The sequence below is a fragment of the Streptomyces sp. NPDC001492 genome (assembly GCF_053597275.1).
On record NZ_JBSFHW010000017.1, the window covers coordinates 77,470 to 102,484 of the forward strand.

Genomic DNA, 25,015 nt, shown 5'->3' on the forward strand with positions numbered 1-25,015 from the left:
ACCCGTACGACACACAGACACGCAATACGGCACATTCGCCGCCAACCGGCAGCAGACAGCCGGCCTCGAAAGATTTTTTCGAGGAAAAGCCCGGGGCGGGAACGTTTTAGGGCTGGTTGGATGTTGACCCTGGTACGACAGCTCGTCGAGCTAGAGAAGAGGCGACGTGACTACTGTTCTGACCCCCGCGAGCCCACTGACGGCCGCCGATCGCTGCGACCGCTGTGGCGCGCAGGCCTACGTGCGCGTTGTCCTGCTCAGCGGCGGAGAACTGCTCTTCTGCGCCCACCACGGCCGCAAGTTCGAGCCGGAACTCAAGAAGATCGCCGCTGAGATACAGGACGAGACGGAGCGGCTGACGTCCGTTCCGGCATCCGCCTCCGAAGAAGAGCGCTGATACCTCGCACATACGACGAGCCAGCTCCGGCACAGGCCGGTACGGGCGGCGCGGCCCCTGCTTCAGGGACCGCGCCGCCCGCGCTCGTACCCCGGATACCGCCGGGCACCGTCAGTGGGCCCTGCCTCCGCCGTGCCGACTCATCCCTCGTAGAGCCTCGGACACGCGCGTATAGACGCCTGGGCTGCCCGCACGACCGCAGCCGCTCCCCCAGGACACGAGCCCGATGAGCTTGCCCTGGGCGACAAGAGGCCCACCGCTGTCCCCCTGACAGGCGTCGTGGCCCCCTCCCGCCTCCCCGGCGCACAGCATGCTCTTGGCCTGGTACGTGCCGTCGGCGCTGCCCGGATACGCCTCCTCGCACCGGGCGTCGGGCAGCACATGCACGCGTGTCGCCCGCAGACTGTGTGCGTAGTCACCGCCACCGGTGAGATCGCCCCACCCGGAGACGGTCGCGCTCGTGCCCGGCTTGTACGCAGGATCACCGGCTGCCGCCATCGCGATGACCGACCTGCGCGGCAGCGGTGTGGCGAGGGTGAGCACGGCGAAGTCCTCGGCATTGCTGTCGCTGTCGAAGGTCGGACTCACCTGGACGTCGCGTACCGAGATCTCCCGGCCGCGATCCGAAAGCAGATCCGTACGGTTCGCGATGACCTTGAGGTCGTGGACGCGCTCCGGCGGCGCTCCCAGGACGTCCTCACCCATGCAGTGGGCCGCGGTGAGTACGGTCGTACGGCCGATGGCCACACCGCCGCAGAACTGTCCCGCCCGCGTACCCCCGAACCGGTCACGGCTGGAGAGCGCCACCGTCCACGGACTCTCTGACACGTCGATCGGGAAACTCCCTATGACAACGCTGTCGGCGGCCACTGGGGCAGTGGAAAGCAACGGTATAGCGGTCGCCGCGGCCACAAGGGCCAGCGGCCGGGCCAGCGCCCGGACAAAGGGACGACGCATACGAGCTCCTCACTCTGGGATGGTCGTGGGAGACCCAGAGTGATCCAGCCCGTCACACCCCGCACCTGCGCGACAGCACGAGAAGGCCCGGTCCCCCACGCGGGAGAACCGGGCCTTCGGTGTCGTACGTCGTCGACTAGTCGAGGTAGTCGCGCAGTATGGATTGGTAAGCGCTGTGCGTGACCTGCATAGATGCAGGTGGGTGGGGAGCGCTGTGCGTGAAATATCTTGGATTGAGATGACCCACCATGACCCTACGCACGATAGCCCACCACCTCGGTCTGCCCGTCCGGCGCGACCCGCAGGAGGTCGCGAAGATCATCGAGGGACTCCGCCCCAACCTGGACGAACTTCCTGAGGACAGTCATGAGCGGCTCGTCGCCGAGTGGACCAAAGTCCTTGGCGAACGCCACTGGCACCGTCCCGATCTCCGGGACTGAGCGCCGCGTCCTCTGCGCGAAGAAGTGATGACCATGGCCATCGGCGACGAAGAACTCGCATTCTCGGAGGAGATCGATCCCGAGCTGGCGAAGATCCTTGCCGAGATCCGCGAGTACTGCGAGACCATGCCTCCCGAGGAGGCTCTCGATCTGATCGACAAGTGCAGGTTGGTGGTTTCCGTCTGCCGCGACCTCGGGCGGCTGGATGATGACTAGGTTGGCGTTGGGCCAACGGCGACCGTGTTTGGGGCTGCTCTTGGTCAAGCACTTCGAGGTCGTGCCAATGATTTCCGAGCGGTCGGCACGGGGGCCCGCTACGCCCGGCGGCAGGGCGTAGCGGGCCATCAGCGATGGTCTTCCCCGATGAGTCCTGTCTGCACCAACAAGTTCCCCCGCTTCCGCGAGACGAAGATCCCCCGCCCTGTGGGCATCGAGCGTGGGCGTACGTTGCCGAGGATGTCGCCCTCGTTCGGGTCGCCGGAGAGGACGACGCCCTGTGCCCCCAGTTCCTTGATGCGCTGCATGAAGGGTTCGTACGAGGAGCGGCCGGCGCCAGCGGTGTTCCGGGCCACGATGAAGCGGATCCCCACGTCGCGCGCGAACGGGAGGAGCTCCGTGAGCGGGGCGAGAGGGTTGCCTCCGGACGTCGACACCAGGTCGTAGTCGTCGACGACCACGTACACCGTCGGGCCGCTCCACCAGCTGCGTGCCCGCAGCTGCTCGGCTGTGACCTCGGGCGAAGGTGTGCGGCGCCGCATGAGGTCGGCCAGGGCCTCCACGTGGTGGTCCATGGCGTTGGACATGGGGACGTACTCGGCCAGGTGGGATGCCGGTGTCGCATCGAGGAGCGAGCGGCGGTTGTCGATGACGAAGAGCTTGCACGAGTCGGCGTCGTGCAGGTCGGTGACCTGCTTGATGAGCAGGCGCAGCAAGTTGGACTTGCCGGACTCGCTTTCGCCGAAGACGAGGAAGAAGGGGTCCTGTTCGAAGTTGACGTGGACCGGTTCCAGGTTGTTCTCGTCGAGGGCGAAGGCAACGCCCCGGGCCGGTTCCGACATGGCCGCAGGCAGGTCTGCGAAGGGGAGGCGGCGTGGCAGGAGGCGGACCGCTGGCGCGCTGGGCCCGGTCCAGTGGCGGTCCGCGTCCCGGCTCATGGCCGCGGTCGCCTCGGACAGGTTGTCGTCGGAGTGGATGCCGTCGATGCGGGGTACCGCTGCCATGAAGTGCAGTGCTTCCGGAATGACGCCCCGGCCGGGCACGCCCGTGGGAACGTTTCCGGCTGCCTTGCGGTCCAGCTCGGAGTCCATGGGGTCGCCGAGCCGCAGCTCGAGGCGGTTCATCAGCAGGTCCTTGAGGTTGGCGCGGACCTCCATGGCGCGTGAGGCGGTGAGGATCAGGTGGATGCCGTAGCCCAGGCCTCGCGCGGCGATGTCGAGGACTGCTGATTCCAGGGCTTCGTACTCGGTGCGGAAGTTGCCCCAGCCGTCGATGACCAGGAAGACGTCCCCCCAGGGCTGGTCCGCTACCGAGATGTCACCGCGAGCCCGCAGCTTACGGAAGGTGGCGATGGAGTCGATGCCGGAGCTACGGAAGTACTCCTCGCGGCGTGTCAGGATGCCGTACACCTCGGCGACCGTGCGGCGTACCCGCTCCGGGTCGAGGCGTGAGGCGATGCCGCCGACGTGTGGCAGTCCGGAGACGGCCGACATGCCGCCCCCGCCGAAGTCCAGTCCGTAGAACTGCACCTCGTGCGGCGTATGGGTCAGCGCGAAAGCCGAAATGATCGTCCGGAGCAGTGTCGATTTGCCCGACTGCGGCCCGCCGATGATCTGCATGTGGCCAGCGGCACCGGAGAAGTCCCGGTACAGGGTGTCGCGCCGTTGCTCGAAGGGCTTGTCGACGACACCGAGCGGCACGATGAGCCGGCCAGCGCCCTCGTAACCGGGCTTGGTCAGGCCACGGCCCTCGACCCCAGCGATTCCCGGAAGCAGGGCGTCCAGCGAAGGAGGATTGTCCAGCGGCGGCAACCACACCCTGTGTGCGGCAGGGCCCTGCCCGGTGAGCCGCCGGACGATGACGTCGAGCACGGTGTCTGCCAGCGCGTCGTTCCCGCCCGCCCGCGGGTCCGGCACCTGGGTCCGGGGGTCGGGCTGTACGTACTGGACCGGCACGGGGGCCGCTGTGAAGAGAGCGGGACGGCGGTCCACCGGTAGCGGACTGTCCCCTGTGGTGGCTCGGGCGGAGGCGGGCCGATGCGTACCCGACACGTAGGCCGCCTTGAAGCGGACCATTTCGTCGGTGCCGTACTTCAGATAGCCCGAACCGGGGAGGTTCGGCAGGTGGTAGGCGTCGGGGACGCCGAGGGCGGCGCGCGACTCGGCCTCGGAGAACGTCCGCAGCCCGACGCGGTAGGAGAGGTAGGTCTCCAGTCCACGCAGGCGGCCTTCCTCCAGGCGCTGTGAGGCAAGCAGCAGGTGGACGCCCAGGGAGCGGCCGATGCGGCCGATCTGGACGAACATGTCGATGAAGTCCGGCTTGGCGGAGAGGAGCTCGCTGAACTCGTCGATGACCAGGACGAGAGAGGGAATGGGCTCCAGGGCGGCGCCGGCCGAGCGAGCCTTCTCATAGTCGTGGATGTTGGCGTAGTTGCCCGCCTTGCGGAGCAGTTCCTGACGGCGGTTGAGTTCGCCGCGGATCGAGTCCCCCATGCGGTCCACGAGAGTCAGGTCGTCCGCGAGGTTGGTGATCACCGCGGCAACATGTGGCAGGTCGGCCATGCCGGCGAAGGTGGCACCGCCCTTGAAGTCCGCGAGGACGAAGTTGAGGGTCTCCGAGGAATGAGTCACCGCAAGGCCCAGCACGAGGGTGCGCAACAGTTCGGACTTGCCGGATCCGGTGGCGCCGACGCACAGACCGTGCGGGCCCATGCCGTCCTGCGCGGCTTCCTTCAGATCCAGCATCACCGGGGAGCCGTCCTCGCCGACCCCGATCGGCACCCGCAGGCGTTCGGCGCGGGAGCGCGGGCGCCAGGTGCGGCCGACGTCCACGGACTCCGCATCGTCCAGGTCGAGGAGATCGGTGAACTCCAGGTTGGCGAGCAGCGGTTCGTCCGAGTCGCCGCCGGACGCCATGTACAGGGGCGCGAGTTGGAGCGCGAGAGCCTCGGCGGCCTCGGGGCTGAGACGGTCCGGTGTCCCTTCGTAGACGAGACCGTCCCCGGACTCCAGGCGCAGCAGATGGGGATGCACCACGACCGAGAGGCCGCCGCGTGCCCCGGTGAGCCTGCCGGACACGACCTCGATGATCGTGACACCCTGCAGTCCTTCGGCCGCTGCCAGCGCCGACAACGGCGACAGGGCCTCTTGATCGAGCACAACGACAATGTGCGGCTGTTCCAGCAAGGGTTGGCCGCCGGCCTGGAACCGCGGGCGGCCTTCGAGCTCCTCCTTGAGTAGCAGCTCCAGATCCTGCGCACTGGACGTGATCAGACGGCGCCTGCCTGCTCCATCGCTTCCTTCGGCCTGGGCGTGGGGCAGCCACTTGGCCCACTCCCAGTGCGGAGCTGCGTCTTGCCCTGCAGCGATGGCTACGACGAGGTCGTCCGGTGAGTGCAGCGAGGCGAGGGAGGCCACCAGGGCACGCACCGACGCGCGGACGTGGCTCTCGTCCCCGCTGATGGTGAGGTGGTAGAAGGCCCGTAGCGAGATCGCCATGGGCAGGCCCTCGATTGTGCTGTGCGCGTTGAGGAACTGCTTCATGGCCCCGGCGGTGAGCGGTTCCAGCTCGTCCACCGGAGCGGTCTCGGGTGCGACCAGGGGGGTGGCGAGCTGCTGGCCGCCCAGACCAATCCGAACCTGCCCGAAGTCTTCGTCACTGATGCGCCGCTCCCAGACGCGGCTGCCTTCGGCGACCAGGGCCCACAACTGCTCGGGCGCCGGATGCAGATAGAACTGCGCGTCGCGCTGCAGACGAGCGGTACGAAGAACCAACCTACGAGTTTTGGCCAGGTACTTCAGGTAGTCCCGCCGCATATCGGCGAGCTGGCCCTGCGTACCGCGCCGGTAGCGAACAAGCATCGCGATGCCCATGGCGATCGTCGACGCGATCATCACCATGCCCATGATGCGCATGACCGGGTTCGGCGTCATGAAGAAGAAGACGACGGAACCGCCCATGCCCAGCATGGGCAGCAGCTGCATCAGCGCGCCCTCCTGTTGCCCTCTGGGCAACTCAGGTGGGGATTGCAACTGCACTGGATCGGCGGGCACCTCGGCGGGCAAAGCCCTCGGCGGCCGTTTGACGACGATCTGGCTCAAAGCTGCCCTGTCCCCCCTCGCGGACTGAAGAGCCCTTGTCCGCACCCCCGTGGCGCCGACTTCATCCGGATTGGATCTGGAGCAGATCCTACTGGCGGGCACTGACATCGCGGGCGGTAGGGTAACGCCACGTGTGTGCGCACCCGCGAAACCCGCGAACATACAGCGGATTCGTGGTCATTCACGGTCATTCGGAATGAGAGCGGACACGCAAATGAACGGGACAGGGGCGCGGCCCGCGATCTGAAAAGCACCGCGAGGGGGAGCAGTAGGTGCCTACGACGGTTCAAACGGCGGGAAACACCGGCAGTCACCCGGGACCGGGGCCCTATCAGGGACCCGGGACACCGACCACTCGCAGCACCGGCTTCCGCCGGATCATCGTGGCGGCACCCGACAGCCGGATCGATGTAGCGCTCCCCGACGACATTCCCCTCGCGCACCTCTACCCGGAGATCCTGCGCCTGTCGGGGCAGAGCCCCGCACCCGGCGCCCCGGTCGGATATCACCTGGTACGCCGCGACGGGACAGTGCTCGATGAGGCACGCTCACTCGCCGCGCAGCGCATCGTCGACGGTGAGTTCCTGTTGCTGCGCCCCTTCGCTGAATCCCTTCCGCCTGCGGTCTTTGACGACGTCTCGCACGCCACAGCCAGCGCCGTCACCCGCGACCGCGCACTGTGGAACGACGAACTCCTGCGCAGCGCGGGTCTCTTCGGTAGCTGTGTGCTGTTGATGCTGTTCGCCTTCGTGGCCTGGAGCTCTGACGTCCGCCATGACATGAACGGGCTCCCGGGCATCGTGGCCGCGATCTCGGGCGTCGTACTCCTGGCGATCGCCGCAGTACGCGCACGTGTGTACGGCGACCGCGGTTCGTCCGTGGCCTTCGGCACAGGCGCCCTCGCGAACCTGGGAGTCGCCGGCAGCGGACTGCTCGCGTTGCCGGCCGGAGAAGGTATCGGCAGGCTTCAGTTCCTGCTCGCCTGCGCCGCCGTGCTGGTGGGATCGTTCCTGCTGGTGATCCTCACACCGAGCGGTGACGGCCCCTTCGTCGCCTTCGTCTTCGCCTCGGCCCTCGGCTTGCTGCTGACTTTCGCGTCGATCCTCGCCGACATCAGGCCGGTCGAGACCGCAGCGCTCTGCTCCCCGCTCGCCGTGGGCGCCCTCGCCTTCTTGCCAAGCCTCGCCACACGTTTCGCCCGACTTCCCATCGGCTTCGACCCGCCGCGCACCGCCGTCGGCAGCGGCTACGACGACCCCGGCGACGACGGCGATGGCCATGGCACCGAGGCATCCGCCACGATCGACGCCGCCCGCATCGCCGCTCAGGCACGACGCGGCCATGAGCTGTTGCTCGGCCTGGTCGGCGGATGTGCGCTGGTCGCGACGGCTGCGGCCGCAGTGCTCGCGTTCTCCGACGACCTGTGGGCTCAATTCCTCGCGCTCGCGACGGGCCTGGCCCTGCTGATGCGCGCCCACCTGTTCCGGCACACCGCACAGGTGGGTTGCACGCTCGCTGCGGGACTTGCCTCGCTGGTGCTCCTGGGACTCGGCCTCTCCCTCAACCCGCCTGGGTGGATGGTCCTGGAGGCGCTGCGGGGTGACAGCACGGCCTTCGCCACCAGGCTGGTCTGGCTGTCGGTCGCGGTTGTCGTCGTCGCCGGGGCTATCGCCGCGATCGCGCTGGTCGTCCCGAGCAAAGGGGTCACCCCGTTCTGGGGCCGATTCCTGGAGATCGCCGAGAGTTTCGTGCTTCTGACGCTGCTGCCGCTGTGTCTTGCAGTGTTCGGCGCATACCAGCAGATGCGCTCGCTCTCATCGTGAGTTCCTCGTACGAGACCAGAACAACCAGATCAACCAGCGGGGGAAAGAGGCAGCAGGCAGATGGCATCACGGCGGGATGAGCTCAACGCTTACACCTTCGCGCGCCGGCGCCTGGTCGGCCAATTCCTGCAGCCCAACCCGAACGGCACGGAGGAAGGCTGGCCACGCCCACTGCGCGCGATCGTGCCGGGTGCGATTGTCACTACAGTCATCCTCGCGGCCTTCGGAGCCTGGGGCCTGTTCAAGCCCACCGCGCCCCAGGGCTGGGACAAGCCCGGAGAGAACATCATCATCTCCAGCAAGTCGACCACCCGGTACGTGATCCTCACGACCGACGGCAAGGCGCAGTTGCACCCGGTGCTGAACATGTCCTCGGCGAAGCTTCTACTCCAGCCCGACAAGGGCACGATCATCAACGTCGACGAATCGGTGCTCGACAACGGCAAGATCCCGCACGGCCCCACCCTCGGCATCCCCTACGCCCCCGACCGGCTGCCCGACGCCGACGAAGCCGGATCGAAGAAGCGCTGGGTGGTCTGCGAACGCCCCGGTGAAGGTGGCCGTGCCATCCAGAAGGCGGCGTTCATCCTCGCCCGGCGTGACATGCACCGGACCGAAGGCGCGGAGCGGCTGCGCGGCGGCGAGCTGATGTACGTGGAAGGCCCGGACCGTACCCGCTACGTCATCGACGCCAAGGGAACGGCGTACCGCGTGACCAACGACGAAGTGCTGCTGCGCCAGATCGTCGGCGAGGGCCGCACACCCCAGCGGGTGTCCGCCGGCTGGCTGGAGACCTTGCACAAGGGCGACACCATCGCCTTCCCGGGGATCCCGGACACGCCCGGCACCGCCGCCGGGGTCCAGGGCCAGTTGCCGGCCGGGGCGAACAAGGTGGGCATGGTCCTGGAGGCGCCGTCCGGTACCAAGATCCAGAAGTACGTCGTCCTGCGGGGGCGGGTCGCGCCAGTCTCCGACTTCATGGCGAAGCTCCTGCTCAGCAGCAAGGACCTGGCCGTTCTCGGACAGGCGAGCCGAGCGCTGCCGGTCAGCGCCGGCAGCTTCACACCCGGGGCACCCTTCGGCACGGACAAGACCTGGCCTCAGCAGGAGCCCAAGCCGGTCAACTCGGCGAGCACCGAGGAAGGCAGCCGCAACACGGTGTGCAACGTCCTGCGCGATGTGGACGAGCACCAGGGCGCCACGACCCTCAGCACCTGGGCGGGCAGGGACTTCCCGGCCACCCTTCCCACCGGTTCGAGCAGCGCGTACGTCACCCCCGGCTCGGGCCAGTTCTTCCGCCAGTTCACCGGCTCGTCGACCAGCTCCGGGTTCTTCTTCCTGGTCACCGACACCGGCCTGCGCTACGCCATGCAGTCCAACGGCGACAGCACGACGGACGACGCGGGCATCGGCTCCTCAGGCTCGGCGGCAGAGAGGAAGCAGCAGCGTGCGGCGGAGCTGCAGGAGGCACAGCAGGCGCAGAACTGCCTCGGCTACAAGGACGTGACGCCGGCGCCGATCCCGGCGGCATGGTCCGCGTTCCTGCCGACGGGACCGCGTCTGTCGACGGGCGCGGCACGGCAGCCGCAGGGCTCGTGAGCGGGCGGGCCGAGTAATGCGTACGCATCGCCGCTTGCGCCTTTTCGCCGGAACGGGCGCCGTCACCCTCGCGTTCCTCGGGTTGCCCTCGGCGCCCGTCGCCACCGCGTCCGTCCCAGCCGCCGACACGGCCGATCAGTGCACCTTCCCGGGTAAGACCTACGAGGGGCGCCCTTGGGCGCTGCAACGGGTCCTGCTGGACGAGCTGTGGAAACAGTCCACGGGCGAAGGCGTACGCGTCGCGGTCATCGACACAGGCGTGGACGTCAAGAACCGCCAACTCGCCCCGGCCGTGGACGTCAAGAGCGGCCGTAACTTCCTGCAGAAGGACCTCAAGGACGACAACGGCAACAAGATCGAGCGCGGCAGCGAGCAGGGGACCACCGACACGGTGGGCCACGGCACGAAGGTCGCCGGAATCATCGCTGCCAGGCCGGCAAAGGGCACGGGCTTCGTCGGCCTGGCCCCCAAGGCGACGATCATCCCGATCCAGCAGAACGACGCCGAGGGCCACGGCGACACCGAGACCCTGGCCGCCGCCATCGACTACGCCGCAAACGTGGCCCGGGCCAACGTCATCAACATCTCCCAGGACACGGTCAACCCGATCAAAGCCACCTCCACACTGAAACATGCGGTGGACAACGCCCTGGCCAGGAACATCGTCATCGTGGCCTCGGCAGGCAACGACGGCCTCGACGGCAACGTAAAGAAGACCTATCCGGCCTCGTACGACGGTGTCCTGGCGGTGGCCGCCTCGGACCGCAACAACGAACGTGCAGCCTTCTCCCAGTCCGGCGAGTTCGTCGACGTTGCGGCCCCGGGGGTCGACATGGTCTCCACCGTCCCCGGCGGCGGACACTGCGCCGACAACGGCACGAGCTTCTCCGCCCCCTACGTCGCCGGGGTCGCGGCCCTCATCAAGGCCAAGCACCCACGCTGGGCGCAGAAACAGATCACCGCCCAGATCATGCAGACCGCGGACCGCTCCATCCCCGGCCATGACCGCCTGGTCGGCTGGGGCGTCGTCGACCCCGTACGTGCCCTGACGGAGGACGACAAACCGATCGACCACCCTGTGCCGAGCAACGAAGGCGCAGGGCAGGCCGAGGGTCCCACCGTGGCCCAACTCCCGCTCGGAGAAACCCCGCAGGAGCGGGCTGTTCGCCTCGGGACCTATGTGGTGGTGGGCAGCTTGGTGCTGGTGGCGGTCATCGCGGGCGGGGCGGTGGCGATGCGGGATGGCCGGAGGAGGACGCACTCGGGATAGCCGAGAAGGCCGTTGGCCCTGTCACTGGTAGTGGCTAGAGTGACACGCATGCAATCGGTGACGTTCGCGTCGCCGCGATCGCAATGACCTGCGGTCGTAGCAAACGGGGAGGGGTGAGCGTCATGCCGTGTGCCGACGATGTCCGGGGCATTGGAGACCGAGTACGGGGCCGTCACACCGCGAATCTCCACGAGGCTGCAACTGCCCATGAGCGGGCCGACTCTTCAGCCTGAGAAGCGATTCGAGCGTCTCACTACGGCACTCTCGCGGCGGATCGCACCGGACGTGCCACGCGCCGAGCCTCTCCCAGCCGTCGAACACACCACGCACCGGAAAGCACCGGAAAGGAAGAACAGATGGCAGGAACCCAGAAGGTCACAGACGACGTACTGCGGCAGTTCGAGCAGGAGCTCAACGAACGCTTCGGATCGGTGAAGCAGCAACTGCAGCAACTCCAGGCTGTGATCGACGGTGTGGAAGGCAAGTGGCAGGGCCAGGGCGCCGTGTCCTTCGACCGCAAGCAGACCGAAATCAACGAGCGCATGGCCCACATCGGCCGTCTGCTCGTCCGTTTCCAGAGCGCGGTCAACGACAACCGCCGCATCGCTGGCAGCACCGACAACGAGATCTACCAGGCTCTCCAGGGCATCGACGCGGGCGGCTCCGGCTCGGCCGGCAGCACCCCGGCCGGAACCTCGGCCTTCTCCGGCATGTAGCTCGGGCGCGACCAGGCCACAGGGCCCATCCGGGGTCGCCGTAGACCCTCAACACAGCAGACATGAAAAGTAGTTGGAGAAGCCATGGCAGCAGACAACGGCACAATGCTCGTTACCTACGCGGAACTTGAGAGGGCCGCAACGGACATCACCGCCCAGGCCAAGAAGCTGGACACGGACCTGGAAGCCCTCCAGCAGCGAATGAAGAGCCTCTCGGACTTCTTCGAGGGCGAGGCCAAGACCGCAGCAGACGGCCTCCACCGCGAATGGGACATCAAGGCCCGGGAGATCCACCAGGCCCTCAACTCCATCGCGAACGCGGTCCGTGAGGCGAGCGCGGCGTACAGCGCGTCGGACAGGAAGGCTGCGGCCAACTACTGACGCGGCCTGTTTCGTTCAGGGTGGGTACGCACGGGAGGTACCCACCCTGAGCTGCGGGGCGTGCCGGCCGGTGGAAAACTCGTGAAGCGCACACGGCGCATGGGATACTTCGGTATCAGTGGTGCATGGAGCCAATTTCGCTGGCCGCTATCTCACTTGCGGGGATACCGTCCGTTGCCACGTTTCTCCTCGATCGCGTCGGATCTGTACTGGATCGTCGGCGTGAGGACAGGAACTTTCCAGTTGTGCGGGAGCCGTCGCCGGAGCAGCGAGGCGAGCTTGAGGAGCTACAGGGAACCCTGAGTGGGGTAGTTGCGCGGCCGGCCGATGAGGTGAGGAACGACGCGGACGCGCTGGCGGCGATGGATCGGGCGCGGACGTTGCTTGAGCATCTCCATGATCGGCAGATCGACTTCGAGGGCGAGAGACGGGCGCCTTCGAAGTATCGGATCAGGGCTGTCGTCGACGTCGAGGAGCTCAAAGACGGGGCTGTGGCGGTCCGGCTGGGTACGGTGCGGGCGTCGGCGAACATTGATGCGCAGATCATGTCCGAGTCGGCGAGCGGACCGGTTGTCGGCGTTGAAATCGACACGCTCGACTGATGCAGCGCGACGAGCTGCTTTTCGAGGATCTTCTGGACGAGCACCTCACCGGCGATCTCATCCGGCGGCGGGACTGGCTCTTGGACCAGGTCAAGGATCTCCTCGACACGCCGCGTATCCGGTTCATCGTGCTCGAAGGGGTCGCGGGGACCGGGAAGAGCACGTTTCTCGCGTCGCTGGCCCGCGAGCCGGGGATCAATCCCCGCTATTTCATCCGGCGTGACAGTATCGCGCCGTTGTCGTCCGGAGACGGGCGGGCGTTCCTGGTTCGCGTGGGGCATCAGATCGCGGTGCTGCGTCCCGAGTTGATGGATCTGGACCTGGCCGTGAGCGCGACGATGGAGGTCGAGCAGGCCGATGACCTGATCGGCGTCGACATTGGCAGGCTGGTCGTGTCGTCCTTCCGCAGGACGGCCTTCGAGGTCAGGCAGTCAGCGGCGAAGGCCGGACAAGTGATCGCGGTCAGGATCGGGGAACTGATCGACGACCTGTCACGGACAAGTCTGGCCGATCTGACCAGGCAGGCACTGATCGAACCAGCGGCACGGCTGGCCGCGGCCGATCGGTCGGCCTCGATCGTGTTGCTGATCGACGGACTGGACGAGATCGGCGCGGCCACCGGCTGGACCGGCGGCGAGGACTCGATCATCGACTGGCTCACCGATTGCGCGGAGCTGCCGGAGAACCTGCGGGTGGTGGTGACGACCCGCCCAATGCCGCTGGGGCAGTTCTACCGGCGCCAGCAGAACCGGTACGAGCGGATCAGCCTGGATGGGCACCGCCGGCAGATCGAGGACGAGATCACCGAGTACGCCGAGTCCGTCCTTGCCCAGGCCGGTATCACCGGACGTCCCGGGCTCGACCGCGAAGTGGCGCGCAAGGCCGACAACGTCTTCCTTTACGCGGCACTCTGGGCCAAGACCGTCCCCGACCTGCTCGACCCGCAGAGCCTCCCCGACGGCCTCGACGATCTCTACGAGTATCTGGTCGGCCAGGCACGTCGGGCCTCGGGCCGCCGCGTCCCCGGCAAGAGGGCGGGCGACAGCCGCTGGAAGGCCTACTACCAGCCCCTGCTGGCCACCCTCGCGATCGCTTTCACCCCGCTGCCGCCGCAGAGCCTCGCGCGGTATCTCGGGTTCCCCACGAGCTCTCCGGACTTTCTCACGGCCGTCCTGGACGACCTCGGGCCGATCCTGCGCGTCGACCACGACCGGGTCAGGTTCTGCCACGGGAGCCTGGCGGACTTCCTCACCACCGCGTCCAGGCATGAGTATTGGAGCGTGCAACCCTCAACGAACCACCTCCAACTGGCACAGAACCTTCTCGGCCTGTACGGCCACGACTGGGCGTCCTGCGAGGACGTCTACGCGTTGACCTACACGGCCAGACATCTGGTCACCGCGCTCGAGGAGGACGTTCCCGAGGCCCTTGATCCGCTCATGGGCCTGCTGGGCGACCTGCCGTTCGGCCGGGCGAAGGCACAACACACCGAGGTCGGCTTCGGGAGCCTGACCACCGACTACATCGCCGCCTGGACGGTCGCGCCGGACATGCGGGACGAACTGGCCCGCGGGCTCGCCCGCATCGTCATCAGCCTCGAGGCACACGACCAGCTCGGCGACACACTCGGCTACCGCGCCGACGGCAAAGAGCTGTACGAACAGGTCCTGACCCTGCTGAGCGACGAGGAAATGCTGCGGGAACACGCAGCCCCGGACCGCCAGCAGGCGCTGGCCCTGGTTGCGGCGCATCGCGAGTCGGCCCGGATCCGCCGCCTGGGCGGCGCGGCCAACCTGGAGCGAGCGGGCGAAATCTTGCGCCGCCTCGTCTCGGTGGACGTCTCCGGCGACGAGGAGCCGGGCAACCTCTCGGCGATCTTCTACGACTTCGCCTACCTCGAGTTCCTCCTCGGCAACGCCGAAGCGGCGCGCTCGTGGTTCCACCGCTCCATCGCGGTGGACGAGCGCCGGGGCAACACCAAGGGCCGCTACATCACGACGTCCGCCCTGCGCCGCCTGGAGTATCACCTCGGCGAGCTGACACCTGACGCGTACCGGGCCTTCCTGGACGAGGCCGAGGCCTACTTCAGCGGTCTGGGACCTGACGCCCAGGGCGAGCGCTGGATCATGACCCTGACCTTTCACCGCCTGGAACTCGCCATCGCAACAGACGACTCGGCCCTGGCCGATGCCCAACTGGCGGCACTCGAGGACAACGCCTGGCTACGTGACTACAGCCGCACCGACGACCGCACCAAGAACGACCTGATCACCATCGCCCGAGCCAGAACGGAGCTGGCCCGGCGGAACTGGACACAGGCCATCCCCCTGTTCGAGCAGCGCCTGGGCGAAGACCTCAACGGCGACCCGGACCACCGCGAGGAGATGGCCCGCGACCTGTACGAATACGCCAGGGCCCTGGCCGGCGCGGACCGCCCCGAGGACGCCCAGCGAGTGCTGACCCTGGCATCCGGTCTGCCAGACAGCACCGGAGCCTGGCTCTGGAAGCCCCACATCCACGCCCTCCAGGCCACCTTGGAGTAGCCAGGTCCCCACCGACCGCGACCGCTCCACCCCCACTATCGGCCTCCAACCTGCAAAGCCGTCCGGAAGCTGTGCCCCAAACACCCGGGACACCAGCTCTCGCATGCCCGGCACACCGTCTTGTACATGGGCGACGCCGCACCACCTCGGCCGGCCAGAGTGACGCGGGATGTCCACAGGAGGACGCTCGAACGTCATTCCGGCGAAGAGTCCGGTGTGACATCAGGCGGAGGCGGTGGTGGAGGCGGGTAAGGCGGCCGGGGCGGGATCCGGAGCCCAGGCGGGCCTACAGGTGGCGGTGGCTGGGGTTCCAGCGACCGGCGGGGGCGGGGTTCTGGCGGCCGGGGCGTCAGAGGCGGCGCTGGTGCCGGAGGTGGAGGCGGGGGCGCAGGCAGCTCGCCGTCGGACAGGACCGGGCCGCCCGCCCGCAGCCGCTCAACGGTCTGCTCGGCTCGGCGGCGTGCCAGTGGGTCGTCGTCGCGCTGGAAGACGAGCACGTGAACCCATCGGGCGATTCTCCCGCTCGACAGCAACTGGTACCCGAGCGCATGGGCGATCTCCTTGGCCCGAGGCAGCGCTGACACATTGAGCCGGACTTCGACCCGGCCTCGGCCGTCGAAGTGGGACCGAATCTCGTCGTCCCTCATCAGCGGTCCCCGTAGCGTGGCAATTCCTCGGGAAAATCGCGAGGGTCCTGGCATTCGGCCAATTTATAGGTGTGCTTAGTCAGTTGGTAGGCGATGTCGGTCAGGGTCTGTCGCAGTGCTGTGCCGGTTGCTTTGACGTCTCCGTCGGCCTCCACCGTGGTGATGACCGCGTAGTCCTCAGAGGCATTGTAGGAAGGTACAGCGGGAGGTACGCAGGGCACGTACACCTCAGCGTGCTCGGTATCGAGTTGCGCCACAGCCTCTATGCCATCGACCGAGGTACGGATGATCTGGTTGTCGCCGCCGTTTCCCCGATAACTTTTGATCCAGTCCGTCTTGGAGACGGGTCGGACCCGCGCCTCGCCCCAGAGGGAAGAATCACCGCTGGTGACAACGTGGCAGTAGAACGTGAAATCATCCCCAGCATTCTGGCGCTTGGATCCTTCCTCCGCCGATCGCGCCGACGGCAGCACCTGGATGACCATGCCCCGTTCAACAGTGCCTCCACATATCTTGGAGGGCAGATGCTCGAGCCCTTTAGTGAAGAACTGCACGTATCCGAACCAGATGCCAACGCCCGCAAGGGAGAGGGCTGTCAGGCTGAAAAGAAGGCCTTTCGCGCCATGCCGAGTTGCCTTCGGTCCCCTATTCTCAGCCATTCGGACGCTCCTTCGTTCCACTTAGGAACTCACTGCCAGCGTCCCAGCCCTCATTCACGGCGTCGCGGAGCAGATTGTTAGTGCCGTCCTTCGGGAGATGGAGGTGGTGCCGATCGATGGTTTCTCCAGCCGCCCACTGGGTCTGCTGGCTGACTGAATCGCGGGAGTCATACAGATCCCCAGCGCTGCGATACAGAGCTTCGTCGCGTGCGCCGTCCATCTCTTGACCTTGCAGCAGCCGATCAACGGCTGCTCCGGCGACGGCCCCGACCCCTCCTCCGACCACTGCCCCCATTGCTGCCCCTCCGTATGCTTCGGGGACCTGAACGAAGGTCATGCCGACCGAAATCCAGGTTTTGGCAATATCACCCTTTGCTTTCAAGGCGTCGTTGTACGCCTTCTCACCATCAACGGCAGATTGAACTTCGCCGTCAGCCACAGAATGAGCGACAACACCCTCGATAATGCCAGCATTCGTGCCAATATCTTTCAGGAGTTGCTCATGGGAACCGTCGAACAAGGAAGGGTCCGCAAGGTGTGATTCAATAAGCCCGCTGGTGTAAATACTTTCACCGAGGATGACACCTGCTCGTCCCGATGGATCCCCGGATACGGCAGAAATAAATCTCACCACATCTCGAACCTTCCCCAGTCCGTCAGGATCATCACTGTTGGTCAGAAAGATGGATTCCGCACCATGGCCAGCGAGCGTCTGGCTGATCTCCGGCATATAAGAAGCCGCCATGTCGCCGAAGCTGTCCCCCAAGCCCTTGCTCACGAGATCAGCGCCTCCGCCGGGCTGTGCCACCGCCTCCATAATGTTCGCCATGATCTTCACCTGAGCAGCGCTGTGCGGCGGAGCCATGGAAGTGGTGTCGCCGTTGGCGACTCCGGTGACAGCGGCTTCCAGGGCTCGCCCGAGTGACTCACCCCGGTCCGTGTACATGGTCGTGCCGAGCATGTGGTCCAGGTCCGACTTGGACTCGAACGCATGCGTCGCTGCTTCGGGGTTGTGAGAGAGGCCGTCGAACAGCCCCTCCAGCGGGTCCCGGCCGTTCCCATCGCCGAAGACGAGGTCCAGGGCGTCGTAGCCCTTGACCCACAGATTATGGGTGCCCGAATCCCCCGCTCCCTTGTCGGCCTTGAAGAGCTTCTCCCGGTAGTCGTCCAGGAACTCGGTGTCGTACTGCCCCTCCCGCATGAGGCTGCTGATCACCTGAGCGCCCAGGGCTCCCACCGGGCTCAGTGAGCCACTGGCACGGAAGTTGGTGTTGCTCTCGGCGATCAGGTCCGTCTTCCACTCCCGCATGGCGTTCGAGTCCGAGAAAGACGCTGTGGCCAAGGTCAGGCTCAGGTTCTTCTGCAGGCTTTGCATCGCCTTGAGCTCGGAGCCCCTAGCTCCCGCATGTGCGTACGTCATCTCCGTCCAGAACTGGAGCGTCCCCTTGGACCCCAGTTGCGTGGCGAACCGCTCCGCAAACAGGGAATCGCCGCTGTACTTCTTCATCGTGCGGTTGAAGTCGGCGATGTCGTCCAGGGTCATCTTGGACGGGTCCTTGGCCATTTGCGCCAGCTTCTCCGCAGCCGCGACAGCCTTGGCCGCGGAGTCCCGGTCCGCATAGGAGGCGTCGGCGAAGCCGTACCTGGCCTGGTCGACGAGAAGCATCAGGACCTTCGCAGCGCTGCTGTCACTCTGCGTCGCCTTGGTCAGGATGCCCTGAATCTCATCGCGGAGGGCGTCCACCGCCTTCTGGTCCGTCGCGCCGGTCTCTCCGCTAGGGTCGGATGCCCAGTCAGGCCGGGTGTTCCCGGTGACGGTGAACGTGCCCTCGCCGGTGTCGATCACGGTCAAGTTCTGCTGCGTGCCTCGTGTGATCGCTTCGTTCAACTGTGTGCGGTAGCCGATGAGTTCACCACGGGTGTCGCTGAGGATCTTGGTGATGGAGTCGGCTTGGGTGTGCGCGTCGGCGAACTCGGCGGCAGTCTTGGTGATGAACTCGCGGCTGACGGTGGCGTTGATCCCAGCCCACTGGGCCTTGTCGGCCCTGGCCTTGAGGTTGTTCTCGGCGTCCTTCTGCAGGTCCGCGAGCTTCTTTGTCATCTGTTCCCAGTCGGTGATCGCTTCACCGAGCTTCGAGAAGTTGCTGTAGCGCAGTGCGTCGAGGTCCATCGGCGTCAGTGGCCCTTCCGCTCGTCGAAACCCTCGTCCAGGGTGGCGATACTGCTGATGGCACCAGCGATGAACGAATCGTCGGCGGCGTGCAGATTCTGGGTGTACCGCAGGTGGTTGGCGATGTGGGCACAGGCGTCCGACAGTGTCTGCGTCTGCTCGCTCCAGCGTTCGGCTACATGCTCCAGCGCAGCCCCCAGAGCGAACCTCTCACTCTTGAGCACACCTGCGGCCGCCTCCGAGGCGACACGTGCGTGGCCGCTGTAGCGCGTGAATTCCTCGAACAGATCATGAGCCGCCTTGCCAACCGCCTCAAGATCCTTATGACCTACGACGAGATCTCCTTGCGTCCCGCCCCCTCCGGGGTCGGGCGGCAATTGATTGAGCTGCATTCGTGAGGAATTCCGCTCGACCGCCGCGGCCTTGAGCTGCTCCCACTCCTCCCACGCCATGCGTGGCTCCTCCCCGTGTCTTGTTGTATGCCGCCGAACGGTCGGTTGTGAGCGTGCGATAGCAACGCTGCCGTAGTCGAGAAGTACGGCAGTGCCACGGCCTCACGTGCCCCATCCGCATCTGCCGCCAACGCGTTTGAGTACCTGTACTCAGTGAGACCGTATGCCAACTTGAACCCTGCTGGTCGCGGGGACTGGTGTGTTGCGGCCGTCAGCATGGACCAGATCTGCCCTACTGGCCGATGAGCGTCGTGTTGCGGCGTCGGGCGCGCACTACAGGAATGGCGATTGCGGAACCCAGCAGGGCCGCAGCCCCAACACCCAGGGTGATCCAGAGGGCCGCGTTGCCGTCACCCTCGCCTGCGGGGACGGCGGCGGACCGCTTGTCCTCCTCGTTCTTGTTTCCGGCCGGTTCAGAGGCGTTCGAGGACGGGGACTCTGGCTCCGCGGCGGCCAGGTCGGGGAGAGGGTACTTGTCGGCCGGGCCGGGATTGCCGGGCGTCTTCAGCGCGATCCGGGGACGCACGATTCCGTAGCCGATGTAGTCGTTTCGCTTGGCGCCGCTTGCCGGGGCGCCGGCTGTGTTGAGCATGACCCTGAGGACCTGGTTGTTGGTCCAATCAGGGTGCTTCGACCAGATGAGGGCTGCACTTGCGGAGGCGAGGGCAGTGGCGTCACTCGTGCCACTGGTTTTGCATAGGCCTGTCTTGCCGCCGCATGCGTGGACCATGTCGACGCCCGGCGCGGCCAGATCTACCTGGGGACCGTATTGCGACTCGTCTGTCTTGTGGAGATCTTTGCCGACCGATCCCACTCCGACGACCCCCGGAGTAGCGGCCGGATAAACAAGAGACGAGTTACCACTGTTGCCAACACCTGCGAAGACCAAAGCTCCCTTGTCCAGGGCATACTTCACAGCCTGGCTCTGTTGTTTCCGCACGGCTGGAGTCGTAACGCTTCCATCTGTTGCCATGGAAATATTGATGACCTTGGCCCCCGCAGCGGCGGCGTACCTGATCGCTTCGGTGAATACGCTTGCGTTGTCGCGTACCCGAATAGGCAGAATCTTCGCCTCTGGGGCTAGGCCGAAAGCACCATCCCCGGCCCCGCTCTCGCCGGTTCCGGCAATCAATCCAGCCATGCCCGTGCCGTGGCCGCTGTAGTCAGTGTGCTGATCGCCTCGGGCGTCTGGCGCGAAGTCCTTCCCGTTCAGTACCCGGCCGCGGAGATCAGGGTTCTTAACATCGACCCCGCTATCGATGACTGCGACAGTGACCCCCTCCCCCTTGGTGATCTTCCACATCTCCTCCGCCTTCATAGCGGTCAGATGCCACTGCTGGGAGCGGATGGACTCCGCATGGGACGGTGTGGCGGCGATGCCCACCAGAAGGGTTGCCAGTACTCCAGGGAGCAGGGCCCTGTGAGTGACACGCTGCATCTTGCTGGTGGGCATCGGCATTCCTCTTGCGGTCCTAACTAGTCAACGACGGGCGGTGTAGCGCGACGTGTGCCTTGCTGCCAGGTCTCTTCGTCTTCAGTGAGGTAGTCGGGGCGGTCGCCTCGGCGATCCTCTGCACGGGACTCCGTGGAACGAGAGCCCGCCGGTGCCACAGGTCCACCACGCCTGACTGGTCCGGCAGCGTGCTGCGGCTCGCCGGTACGGCGTTCCGCGCCTGAGGCCGAGTGCCCGCCGCGTGCGCCAACCTGACCTGTGGGCGTCTCTGGGTGCCCGCTGCTGCCCGAACCTTGTACCAGTCCAGAGCCACCTGGGGTGAATGGGCGTGCGCGCCCCGTCCCAGGCTGCTGGGGACGGCCGCCGACGATGCCTCCAGTTTCGGAGGCGAGGCGACGACTACTCGTCCCACCGCCTGGTGCAGAGGGAGCCATACCACGTGCCGTGGTGGAGCCGCCGGCACTTATGGGACGGGCGTTCACGCCGCCTGACCCTTGGGGACGACCACCGACAATGCCCTCGGTCTGTCCTGCGGTGCGGCGGCCACCTCCAGTTTCGCCTTGGACAGCCGCAGGCCTTCCGGAACTGGTGGGCTGGCCCGCTGGGCCACGGCCGTTGACACCTTCACCGTCACCGATCACTGTGCCTCGCGGGATGCGGCCAGTGGCTCGCCCCGGAGACGGAGGCACTGGCCTCCCGCCCGTGATGCCTCCTCTTGCTGTGGCGCGCTGCACAGAAGGCCTGGTGCCATTCACAGCCTGCCCAGGGGCTACCGGAGGCCGGGATCCAAGAGAGGGGCGGCTTGCCCCTGTCGAAGAGCCCGCCGGCCTTTGTGTACCTCCAGGCAACGGCAGTCCCAAACCAGGGGGCATCGTTGGATTTCCCTCCGGCCGTCCCCCTGCCGTCGGCGGGCTACTCGGCGGCCGAGTTGGCGCCTCGGGCAGAGTGGCAGCGCTGTCGATCTCCGTCCCAGTGGGTGGCTGAGGACGCGCAACTCCTCCGGCAGGGGCTCCCGGAACATCGGGTGAAGTCTTAGAAGCACCAACTGGCCCACCCACCGCATTGCCCGGGCTCACCGAGCCACTGTGCCGCGCAGCGGATCCGCCTGGTTCAGCCGCGCCAGAGGCACCATCGGTGCGTACGACATCTTCACTGGTGCTGTCGATGTTCGAAGGCATGACAGCCGCAGGCGGCGGCGGAAACGCCGGCTTCTCCAACGCGTCCATCTGCTGCGCAGACAGCGTGTAAGACTCCCCGAGCTTCTTCATCTGCCGAGCAGCCTCTTGCCGCTCCGACTCCCGCTTGGCCAAGACCGTCTGAATATCCCGGGTGGAGTCACGGACGACGGAAGCCGAATCCGGGTCCTTCTGCGTGGCCCGCGCTGCTTCCAGGTTCGCCTGCGCCTTACTCAGGGTGGACTGGCCGTACGACGTGTCTCGGGGGATCGACGCCTGGACACTCCCGATCGTCCCGGCAGCCTCGGTGAGCCACTTCGACGCGCCGGAGCTGTAGTCCGCCAGCCTCAGCGTCGCGTTCGCGAGGTCTGCGCTCCAACTGCGGAACGCGTCGGCGCCCTCGCCCTTCCAACTCACCCACTGCGGGCGCGTCTTCAGCTCCTCGCCGACCTTCTTGATCTCCGCGGCCACCAACACGAGTTTGGCCGCGGCGGCGAGCACCATGCCGGGGTCGGCCTGATCCAGCCAGGCGAGCATCTCCTCGTGGCTCATGCTCTCGAACGACGTCTTGCCGCCGCTGCCCTTGTCACCCATCTCGTCTCCCCGTCATCCCCGTGCGTGTCCCCGTGATGCGTAACCAGCCGTCATCAGAAGCTCGACGCGCCGGACGTGTCCCCACTGCCGGAGGTGCCGCCCGGCTTCGCGGTCTCCCCACCCGGTGCACCCGGAATCTGCGGCTCGTAGCTCCCGCCGTAGTGCTCGGTCGTGTCCTTGCTGATCGCCAGCATGCGCCGGCGGACGTCCGCGTCCACGTTCTCGTAGCCCTTGTGCGAGGCCAGGACCGCGATGCTCATGCCCTCGATGGAGTCGGTGAGCAGCTTGGAGAGCTTCTCCAGCTCCGAGATCACCGTCTTGTGCGAGGCGAAGAGGTCGGTTGCCTCGGCCCAACCGTTGGATCCGCCGCCGAAGTTGGCTCGCGATACCGTCTCTTGTCCCACTTGCTTCGGGCCTGCGGGGCCTTCCCGCAGGTCACGCAGGAGCGCGTCGATGCGGTTTCGGAACTTCGTGAAGGACTGCAGCTCGGTGAAGACGTCACCAGCAGCCGAAGCGGCTGCCTGGAAGGCTCCTCCGACGCCCAATGGGGCTGCGCCCAGCGCCGCTGCTGCTCCCTCCAATGCACCCGCCGCCCACGCGGCTGGGTCCGCCAAAGGTGCATCGATCGGCACGTCGTCCGCCACAGCATCCTCCCCGTTAGCCAAAGCGTCAGGTTTCACTTTAGCTGCGGGGACTGACAATTCGCCTCCTTGCTTTGCAGATGCAAGTAAGCGCACAAGTGGGCAAGTTGGGTGTAGTCGGTCGCAACCGCCGGTCACGAATTCGTGACAGTCGCTCTCGTCGCCAGTGCCGCCGGTGACTGAAAAGCGTTGTTGTGGGCGGGCGACCTCGCAGGGGGAGAGGGCCCACCTCACCGCGGCTCGGAGAACCGATCAGCAGCATAAAAAGGGCGCGGCCTGACTCCCAGTGGGGGGGTCGCCCTGCTCTGCCTCACAGGTTTCGTGATGCGAATACCAGCTGTACCCTCACCAATCCACGTTCACCTGTCGCGCCACCTCCCGGCAGGGCTCGGAGGGACGGTCCGCGCCGACCTGGAGATCCGCTAACGGCTCGACTCTCTCTCCCAAACCGTTAGCCATCGAGGTGCACCGCGTGGGTGGGGTCGGCCGTGGGCACCGCAGGCTCCCAGCTGGCTGCCACGCGCGGGAGCACTCGAGGGAATCTTGATCGCGAGGGTCCCACAGCTTGCGCTCCGGGTGCACGAACGGCATTGCCGCCCGTTGACGAGCCGTCTGTGGGCTCACCACCGTCGGCCCGAACTCGTTGATCAAGCGGCTGACCGGCGCCTCCGCTTCGTCGTACGTGATCGCGGTGCTACCCGATGCCGCGAACCTCCCCTGGAGACAGAGCATCAGCAGTGGCTCGCGCGCGGCTGGGCGGTTGCCTATCTGCGCTTGCCGCAGGCCGACAGGGCGCTCATCAGTTCGTCGCGCGTCACGACCGTCCGCGTTGCCACCTCGGTGGTCTGACCAGGCGCGGGGTTCAGTAAGCAACCGCACCATGCCGGCGCGGTCCATAGCTTCGGTTCACAGCGCCGTCCCGCAGCCCCGGGGAGGCTTCGGGACAGGTCCCCCTCACGAGCAGTGCATGAACATGTCGCAAAGAGGCTGCCGTATGAGCGGCCTTGCGTAAGCTGACCCCTTGACCATTCGGTATGGGGACGGAGAGCGAACGGCGTGGACGACCGACTTCGTGATCTTGCGAAGGCATCACCCAACTTCGGCCTGTTCTTCCAGCATCAGCCGCTGCTATCGCTGTATGGGGCCCTCGCCGAGGCCACGGTCTTCAGCAACCCCGACTCCTCATTGATGCAGTCCGATCAGTTCGGCGAGGTTCTGGCCGAGGAACTGATTCGTCGTACTGGCATGCGGGTGCAGGGTGACGGGCAGTTCGACCGGCTCAACGCGCTCACACGCACCGGAGCCCTCGTCGCGGAGATCCGCGCTGCCTTCGACCAGCTACGCCTCGATCGCAATAGGGCAGCACACAGGCACCCCTTCGACACTGAGCGTGCTCTTGCTGCGGTACGGACCTGCTACAAGCTGGGGCTGTGGTTCCATGACGCGCTGACTGGGCGGCGCACGGTGGCGGAGTTCGTTCCGCCGACCGACCCGGGCGACGAGGCCCGAATCACAGACTCCGAGGAATTGGCCGCGCTACGGGAGACCCTGGAGGGGCACCGCAAGGGCTTCACCCAGGCGCATACCCGATTGACCGCGTCCATCGATGAGCTCGAGGCGGAGCGCCGTGCCCGTGCCGAGGCCAAGAGCCTCATCGCGGCACCGTCGCGCACAAGCGTGAGCTGTTTGCGCGGATAGACCAGCTGACCGCACAGGTCGAAGAGCTCCGCCATGTGCAGCGGGCACCTTGATCAGCAGCCGGCACTGGTCATTGTCGAGCTCCTGGACCACCTTGTGGTCCAGCCGCGGCGGCCTGAGGTTCGCCAACAGGTCGTCAGGGATCTCGCCCTCCTCGGCGAGCCAGGCCGAGAAGGGACGCACGGCCAGCTGCCGTGACCGGGCCGTGGCCGCCTCAGCACCCCCGTCCAGCAAGTCTGAGACGAAGGCGTTTACGGTCGGCCGACCGAGGACCGGTGGGCGCCCCATCGCCTCACACCAGCGCAGGAAAGCCCGGACCCCGTCGCCGTAGATCTTGCGCGTCTGCACGCTCTTCCGCTCAGCGGCGAGGTGAAGCAGCCAGGAATCCAGGAGAGAGGCTACGTCCGGATTTATGCCCAGGCCTCAAGCATATGCCAGAGGCTGTGATATCTGGGTTAGCAGCGCTGTGCGCACACACAAAA

At 66.4% G+C, this 25,015-nt stretch carries 18 protein-coding genes and 2 pseudogenes; 11 read left to right on the plus strand and 9 right to left on the minus strand.

Going from position 1 to position 25,015, the window contains the following annotated elements; translation table 11 throughout:
- Positions 1-166: 166 nt before the first annotated feature.
- Positions 167-397, plus strand: a complete 231-nt coding sequence (locus tag ACWC1K_RS22290; protein WP_030945102.1) for a DUF7455 domain-containing protein — start codon at positions 167-169, stop codon at positions 395-397.
- Positions 398-508: 111 nt separating this feature from the next.
- Here the strand turns inward: ACWC1K_RS22290 and ACWC1K_RS22295 are convergent, their stop codons facing one another.
- On the minus strand, positions 509-1,354 hold the full coding sequence (locus ACWC1K_RS22295; protein ID WP_450833631.1) for a S1 family peptidase: 846 nt from the start codon (positions 1,352-1,354) through the stop codon (positions 509-511).
- 248 nt (positions 1,355-1,602) lie between these two features.
- On the opposite strand from ACWC1K_RS22295, the gene ACWC1K_RS22300 reads away from it, so the two are divergent.
- Both ACWC1K_RS22300 and ACWC1K_RS22305 read left to right on the plus strand, forming a co-directional pair.
- Positions 1,603-1,794, plus strand: coding sequence for a hypothetical protein (locus ACWC1K_RS22300; protein ID WP_450833633.1), 192 nt, complete (start codon positions 1,603-1,605; stop codon positions 1,792-1,794).
- A gap of 33 nt (positions 1,795-1,827) precedes the next feature.
- Positions 1,828-2,010: a hypothetical protein gene (locus tag ACWC1K_RS22305; protein WP_450833635.1), complete on the plus strand. Its 183-nt coding sequence runs from the start codon at positions 1,828-1,830 to the stop codon at positions 2,008-2,010.
- Between the two features lie 128 nt (positions 2,011-2,138).
- Here ACWC1K_RS22305 and eccCa read toward each other — a convergent pair whose 3' ends face one another.
- Complete coding sequence (gene eccCa, locus ACWC1K_RS22310; RefSeq protein WP_450833637.1) at positions 2,139-6,110, minus strand: type VII secretion protein EccCa; 3,972 nt, start codon at positions 6,108-6,110, stop codon at positions 2,139-2,141.
- Positions 6,111-6,382: 272 nt separating this feature from the next.
- Between eccCa and eccD the strand changes: the two genes are divergently transcribed.
- The 7 genes from eccD to ACWC1K_RS22345 all read left to right on the plus strand — a co-directional run bounded on the left by eccD (position 6,383) and on the right by ACWC1K_RS22345 (position 15,044).
- Positions 6,383-7,933, plus strand: a complete 1,551-nt coding sequence (gene eccD, locus ACWC1K_RS22315) for a type VII secretion integral membrane protein EccD (RefSeq protein WP_450833638.1) — start codon at positions 6,383-6,385, stop codon at positions 7,931-7,933.
- A gap of 60 nt (positions 7,934-7,993) precedes the next feature.
- Positions 7,994-9,532, plus strand: a complete 1,539-nt coding sequence (gene eccB / locus ACWC1K_RS22320) for a type VII secretion protein EccB (RefSeq protein WP_450833640.1) — start codon at positions 7,994-7,996, stop codon at positions 9,530-9,532.
- 16 nt (positions 9,533-9,548) lie between these two features.
- A complete protein-coding gene (gene mycP, locus ACWC1K_RS22325) occupies positions 9,549-10,802 on the plus strand; it encodes a type VII secretion-associated serine protease mycosin (RefSeq protein ID WP_450833642.1) in 1,254 nt (417 codons plus the stop codon).
- 356 nt (positions 10,803-11,158) lie between these two features.
- Entirely contained in the window at positions 11,159-11,518 is a 360-nt protein-coding gene (locus tag ACWC1K_RS22330; protein WP_450833643.1) for a WXG100 family type VII secretion target, read from the plus strand.
- Between the two features lie 84 nt (positions 11,519-11,602).
- Positions 11,603-11,899 (plus strand): WXG100 family type VII secretion target, encoded by a 297-nt coding sequence (locus ACWC1K_RS22335; RefSeq protein WP_450833644.1) that lies wholly within the window; start codon positions 11,603-11,605, stop codon positions 11,897-11,899.
- Positions 11,900-12,024: 125 nt separating this feature from the next.
- The gene (locus ACWC1K_RS22340) at positions 12,025-12,501 is read left to right on the plus strand and encodes a hypothetical protein (RefSeq protein ID WP_450833646.1); all 477 of its coding nucleotides are present in this window, start codon (positions 12,025-12,027) and stop codon (positions 12,499-12,501) included.
- Positions 12,501-15,044: a hypothetical protein gene (locus ACWC1K_RS22345; RefSeq protein WP_450833648.1), complete on the plus strand. Its 2,544-nt coding sequence runs from the start codon at positions 12,501-12,503 to the stop codon at positions 15,042-15,044. The genes ACWC1K_RS22340 and ACWC1K_RS22345 overlap by 1 nt, the downstream gene beginning before the upstream one ends.
- A 646-nt stretch (positions 15,045-15,690) precedes the next feature.
- Here the strand turns inward: ACWC1K_RS22345 and ACWC1K_RS22350 are convergent.
- The 6 genes and pseudogenes from ACWC1K_RS22350 to ACWC1K_RS22375 form a co-directional block, all read right to left on the minus strand.
- On the minus strand, positions 15,691-16,350 hold the full coding sequence (locus tag ACWC1K_RS22350) for a hypothetical protein (protein ID WP_450833650.1): 660 nt from the start codon (positions 16,348-16,350) through the stop codon (positions 15,691-15,693).
- Positions 16,343-18,520, minus strand: a complete 2,178-nt coding sequence (locus ACWC1K_RS22355; RefSeq protein ID WP_450833652.1) for a hypothetical protein — start codon at positions 18,518-18,520, stop codon at positions 16,343-16,345. Before ACWC1K_RS22355 ends, ACWC1K_RS22350 begins: the two co-directional genes overlap by 8 nt.
- Positions 18,521-18,525: 5 nt before the next feature.
- Entirely contained in the window at positions 18,526-18,972 is a 447-nt protein-coding gene (locus ACWC1K_RS22360; protein WP_450833654.1) for a hypothetical protein, read from the minus strand.
- Positions 18,973-19,204: 232 nt separating this feature from the next.
- The gene (gene mycP, locus ACWC1K_RS22365) at positions 19,205-20,425 is read right to left on the minus strand and encodes a type VII secretion-associated serine protease mycosin (protein WP_450833656.1); all 1,221 of its coding nucleotides are present in this window, start codon (positions 20,423-20,425) and stop codon (positions 19,205-19,207) included.
- 1,822 nt (positions 20,426-22,247) lie between these two features.
- Complete coding sequence (locus ACWC1K_RS22370; RefSeq protein WP_450833658.1) at positions 22,248-22,838, minus strand: hypothetical protein; 591 nt, start codon at positions 22,836-22,838, stop codon at positions 22,248-22,250.
- A gap of 470 nt (positions 22,839-23,308) precedes the next feature.
- Positions 23,309-23,653: pseudogene (locus tag ACWC1K_RS22375) on the minus strand (phosphorothioated DNA-binding restriction endonuclease); the annotation flags it as partial.
- 238 nt (positions 23,654-23,891) lie between these two features.
- Between ACWC1K_RS22375 and ACWC1K_RS22380 the strand changes: the two are divergent.
- Positions 23,892-24,533: a hypothetical protein gene (locus ACWC1K_RS22380; protein WP_450833660.1), complete on the plus strand. Its 642-nt coding sequence runs from the start codon at positions 23,892-23,894 to the stop codon at positions 24,531-24,533.
- A 159-nt stretch (positions 24,534-24,692) separates the two neighbouring features.
- Here ACWC1K_RS22380 and ACWC1K_RS22385 read toward each other — a convergent pair.
- Positions 24,693-24,953, minus strand: a pseudogene (locus tag ACWC1K_RS22385) (site-specific integrase); the annotation flags it as partial.
- Positions 24,954-25,015: the final 62 nt, after the last annotated feature.

Bases quoted from the DNA above. Each gene is read 5' to 3' on its own strand.
- ACWC1K_RS22360 (WP_450833654.1), bottom strand. From the start codon at position 18,972: ATGGCGTGGGAGGAGTGGGAGCAGCTCAAGGCCGCGGCGGTCGAGCGG.
- ACWC1K_RS22300 (WP_450833633.1), top strand. From the start codon at position 1,603: ATGACCCTACGCACGATAGCCCACCACCTCGGTCTGCCCGTCCGGCGC.
- mycP (WP_450833656.1), bottom strand. From the start codon at position 20,425: ATGCCCACCAGCAAGATGCAGCGTGTCACTCACAGGGCCCTGCTCCCT.
- mycP (WP_450833642.1), top strand. From the start codon at position 9,549: ATGCGTACGCATCGCCGCTTGCGCCTTTTCGCCGGAACGGGCGCCGTC.
- ACWC1K_RS22295 (WP_450833631.1), bottom strand. From the start codon at position 1,354: ATGCGTCGTCCCTTTGTCCGGGCGCTGGCCCGGCCGCTGGCCCTTGTG.
- ACWC1K_RS22340 (WP_450833646.1), top strand. From the start codon at position 12,025: ATGGAGCCAATTTCGCTGGCCGCTATCTCACTTGCGGGGATACCGTCC.
- ACWC1K_RS22355 (WP_450833652.1), bottom strand. From the start codon at position 18,520: ATGGACCTCGACGCACTGCGCTACAGCAACTTCTCGAAGCTCGGTGAA.
- ACWC1K_RS22305 (WP_450833635.1), top strand. From the start codon at position 1,828: ATGGCCATCGGCGACGAAGAACTCGCATTCTCGGAGGAGATCGATCCC.
- ACWC1K_RS22330 (WP_450833643.1), top strand. From the start codon at position 11,159: ATGGCAGGAACCCAGAAGGTCACAGACGACGTACTGCGGCAGTTCGAG.
- ACWC1K_RS22350 (WP_450833650.1), bottom strand. From the start codon at position 16,350: ATGGCTGAGAATAGGGGACCGAAGGCAACTCGGCATGGCGCGAAAGGC.
- ACWC1K_RS22335 (WP_450833644.1), top strand. From the start codon at position 11,603: ATGGCAGCAGACAACGGCACAATGCTCGTTACCTACGCGGAACTTGAG.
- ACWC1K_RS22345 (WP_450833648.1), top strand. From the start codon at position 12,501: ATGCAGCGCGACGAGCTGCTTTTCGAGGATCTTCTGGACGAGCACCTC.
- eccB (WP_450833640.1), top strand. From the start codon at position 7,994: ATGGCATCACGGCGGGATGAGCTCAACGCTTACACCTTCGCGCGCCGG.